The sequence below is a fragment of the Sphingopyxis sp. genome, assembly GCF_036402335.1.
GTDB lineage: Bacteria > Pseudomonadota > Alphaproteobacteria > Sphingomonadales > Sphingomonadaceae > Sphingopyxis.
This window is the reverse complement of sequence record NZ_DASWTD010000522.1, coordinates 1-2,985: the sequence shown is the minus strand read 5'-3', so window position 1 is coordinate 2,985 and position 2,985 is coordinate 1. Positions and strand designations below refer to the sequence as shown.

Here is a 2,985-nt window from a genome sequence, read left to right as displayed (position 1 = left end):
CAGCTTCAGTACGCTTTCGACGATTTTCCTCAACCTGATCAAACTCGTCGTCGCGCCGCTGATTCTCGGTACGCTGGTCGCAGGCATCGCTCACATGGGCGACAGCTCGGCGCTCGGCCGCATCGGTACGCGCGCCATCGCGTGGTTCATTCTCGCCAGCCTGATTTCGATCAGCCTTGGCCTGATCATGGTCAATTTCTTCCAGCCGGGCGCGGGGTTGAACCTGACGGTCGGGGCGCATTCGATCGCCGAGGTCGGCGAAGTCAAGAAGCTCGATCTGTTCGAATTCATCGAGCATGTCTTCCCGAAGAATATCTTCCAGGCGATGGCGGACAATAATGTCCTCCAGATCCTCGTCTTCGCGCTGTTCGCGGGCGTCGGCCTCACGGCAATCGGCGAAAAGGGCAAGCCGCTGGTGCGCGGGGCCGAGGCACTTGCCGAACTGATGCTCCAGATCACCGGCTATGTGATGCGCTTGGCACCGATCGCGGTATTCGGTGCGCTCGCGGGTGTCGTCGCGAAATATGGCCTCGGCATCCTCGGAACCTACGCCGAACTCGTCACTGAATTCTACCTCTCGCTCGTCGTGCTATGGGTTCTTCTGCTCGGCGCTGGCGCGATCTTCCTGCGCCGCCGGATATTCTCGCTGATCCGCTATATTCGCCAGCCGCTGCTGATCGCCTTCTCGACCGCCTCGTCCGAGGCTGCGATGCCGAAGCTGTTCGAACAGCTTGACCGCTTCGGGGTGCCACGCCGTATCTCGGGTTTCGTGCTGCCGCTGGGCTACAGCTTCAACCTCGACGGCTCGATGATGTATGCGAGCTTCGCGACGATCTTTATCGCGCAGGCCTATAATATTCCGCTGTCGGTGACAGAACAGATCCTGATCCTGCTGACCTTGATGGTGTCGTCGAAGGGCATCGCGGCGGTGCCGCGTGCCAGCCTCGTCGTCATCACCGCGACGCTCGCGATGTTCGACCTGCCGGTCGAGGGCGTCGCGCTGATCTTCGCGATCGACCAGTTCCTCGACATGGGGCGCACCGCGACCAACGTCGTCGGTAATGCGGTGGCAACGTCGGTCATCACCAAATGGGAAGGCATGCTCGAAGAGCCCGAACCGGCGGACCTCGAGCGGCCGCATGCGCCGTCGCATACCCCGCACCATGGAACCCGCGGGCTCGACATTCGTGATAGCGATGTAGCAGGGGAAAATAAGCCAGCGGCCGACAACGCGTAACGCGCGAGCTTCGGACCGCCCAATCGGGGGCGAGCGAGGAGCTGAGCCATGGCCGAAGCAGCGGCAATCGACGGGGCGCACCGTGACGAAGCGCGCGCCCGGCGACTGCGCTGGCGGATGCTTGTCGGCTTCGCCGCCGGCCTGGTCCTCGGGCTGGCTGTTCACTATGGCGCTCCCGAAGCGGCGTGGGTCGAAACCGCCACCACCTATGTGACCGGCCCGTTGGGACAGATATTCCTGCGCCTGCTCTTCATGCTGGTGATCCCGCTGCTCGTCTCGGCGCTGATCGTCGGCGTCGCCGAAATGGGGGAGATGCGCACCCTGAAATCGGTCGGCGCCCGCACGCTCGTTTATACGGTCGCGGTATCGGCGATCTCGGTCGTCATCAGCCTCGCGGTCGTCAACCTGCTCCAGCCCGGCGCGGGGGTCGACCCTGCGCTTGCACGTTCGCTGATGGCCGAAGGCGCGGCGGGCGCACAGGCGATCGCCGATCGCGCGGGCGAGGCGAAGACCGGGATGGATGCGGTCGTCGCGATCGTCCCCGATAATCTGTTCGCCGCGATGAGCGAGAATGATGTGCTCGCGGTGATGTTCTTCGCGCTTTTCTTCGGCATCGGGTTGATGCTGGTGCGCACGCCGCAGACCGAGGTGCTGAAGACTGCGATCGAGGGCGTGTTCGCGGTGGTGATGAAGCTGATCGGCCTCGTCATCCAGCTCGCGCCGATCGCGGTCTTCTGCTTCATGTTCAATCTCGCCGCACAGTTTGGGTGGGACCTGATCATCCGCCTGTCGGCTTTTGTCGGCGTCGTGTTGCTCGCGCTCGCGCTCCAGATGTTCGTCGTGTTCCCGGTTTTGCTGAGGACGCTCGCGGGCAAGTCGCCCGTCGCCTTCTTTCGCGAGACGCAGGAGGCGTCGGTCATGGCGTTCGCGACCGCCTCGTCGAATGCGACATTGCCCACCGCGCTCCGCGTCGCACACGAGCAGCTACGCCTGCCCGACAAGGTCGCACGCTTCGTGCTCACCATCGGCGCGACCGCCAACCAGAATGGCACAGCGATGTTCGAAGGCGTGACGGTGATCTTCCTCGCGCAATTCTTCGGGATCGACCTGACGCTCGACCAGCAGGTCGTCGTGATGCTCGTGTGCATATTGGGCGGCATCGGCACCGCAGGCGTACCCGCCGGATCGCTGCCGGTGATCGCGCTGATCCTCGCCTCGGTCGGAGTGCCCCCCGAAGGCATCGGGCTGATCCTCGGCGTCGACCGCTTCCTCGACATGTGCCGCACGACGCTCAACGTCGTCGGCGATCTCGTCGCCGCAACAGTGGTTTCGGCGGGCGTGAAAGATCAGGCGCCCGCCGACCAGCGGTCCCGATCCTAGTCGGGGCGTTCGTTGTTCGTGCGGGTGCGTCCGGTCGATGGCGCCGCGCGCGGCGGCGGGGGATTACGCACGGCTGGCGCCGGCCGCGATGCGGGGGGAGGGCTTGCTATCGGCGCCGGCCGATCCGGCCGCGGCCGCACCGTGCCCGGGCCACGGTCGGGGCGTCCGGGATTGCCCGGAGTGGCCCCGGGGCCGCGTCCCGGCCGCGTGCCACGCGGACCGTCATTGTCGCGATCGCCGCGGTTCCAGCCGCCGGGCCGGGCCGGCCGTCCGGGAGTGCCGTCGGGGCGGTCGGGATTGCCGGCTGCTGGAGGCGTGCCAGGGGTCCCCGGGCCGCGCCCCGGACGCGTGCCGTGCGGTCCATCATG

Annotated in this window: 2 protein-coding genes; both read left to right on the top strand. The window is 65.9% G+C overall.

Going from position 1 to position 2,985, the window contains the following annotated elements; translation table 11 throughout:
• Nucleotides 1-1,237 (top strand): dicarboxylate/amino acid:cation symporter (locus VGD20_RS17010; RefSeq protein WP_331135567.1); only part of this gene is annotated, 1,237 nt, incomplete at its 5' end.
• A 48-nt stretch (nt 1,238-1,285) separates the two neighbouring features.
• Nucleotides 1,286-2,617, top strand: coding sequence for a dicarboxylate/amino acid:cation symporter (locus VGD20_RS17005; RefSeq protein WP_331135566.1), 1,332 nt, complete (start codon nt 1,286-1,288; stop codon nt 2,615-2,617).
• Nucleotides 2,618-2,985: the final 368 nt, after the last annotated feature.

Bases quoted from the DNA above. Each gene is read 5' to 3' on its own strand.
- VGD20_RS17005 (WP_331135566.1), top strand. From the start codon at position 1,286: ATGGCCGAAGCAGCGGCAATCGACGGGGCGCACCGTGACGAAGCGCGC.